This is a genomic window from Chimaeribacter californicus (genome assembly GCF_002858675.1).
Lineage (GTDB): Bacteria > Pseudomonadota > Gammaproteobacteria > Enterobacterales > Enterobacteriaceae > Chimaeribacter > Chimaeribacter californicus.
The window spans coordinates 1-753 of the sequence record NZ_PJZF01000095.1; the positions used below are offsets into that span (position 1 = coordinate 1).

The 753-nt window shown below is 45.4% G+C and carries 1 protein-coding gene; it reads right to left on the minus strand.

Translation table 11 applies throughout. From position 1 onward, the window contains the following. Positions 1–248: 248 nt before the first annotated feature. Positions 249–641 carry a S24 family peptidase gene (locus tag CYR55_RS23050; protein ID WP_101818607.1) on the minus strand — a complete coding sequence of 131 codons (393 nt, stop codon included), beginning with the start codon at positions 639–641 and terminating at the stop codon, positions 249–251. Positions 642–753: the final 112 nt, after the last annotated feature.

Sequence of the window (753 nt, forward strand, 5' to 3'; positions counted from 1 at the left end):
ACTGGCGCTGATCAAATACCTGTTTCTGTCCTGACAGGACACCTAGAGTCAGTAATTGAAGGCCGCATTATGCGGCTTTTTTTTCACCAGAATGTTAAGCCAGCTTAGCAGAGAGTGTTAAGCTGGCTTAACAAAGATCTTTATAAACATGTACTTAACTTAATAAGTGATGGATTTTGAAGTTTTCCTTTGCTAAGGTGTTCACGTCTCAAGAACTGATAAAAAAGAGATGCTGACGGCAATGCCTGCTAAATACCAGGCGCAGGTTTAAAGCCTCGCCCGATGGTATCAGTCAGTACATAGGCAACCACCCCCCATATCGGGGAGTTGTCACCCATTACAGCTTCAAGTTCGCTTATCTTAGTTACACCATGCTCTTTTTTTAAACACTGCAAGGCCGGTGCCGGCCTTTGAATATAGCGTCTAAGACATAGCTCGCCATCAATAGCGGCCACCAGCAGACAGCCATGAGTAGGGCTTAAACTGCTATCGATTACCAAAACAGACCCCTTCAGGATGCCAACTGATGGGTATGCGTCGCCGGCGCGCATGTAGTAAGTCGCATTTGGGTCGAGCTGAGCAATGCGATCCAAGGAAACTCTGTGCTCAATGTAGTCCGTAGCGGGAGAAGGAAAGCCCATAAAAGTGACCTACGTTATTATACTGTATGTATAAACAGTATCGATGAAGGGCAGTAAAGGTCAAGAAAAGTAAGGCGTGAATATTCTTAACAACAGGTGACGTTCGAGATCG

What these genes read in the sequence shown, in the direction of transcription:
- CYR55_RS23050 (WP_101818607.1), bottom strand. Translation starts at nt 641, where the DNA reads ATGGGCTTTCCTTCTCCCGCTACGGACTACATTGAGCACAGAGTTTCC.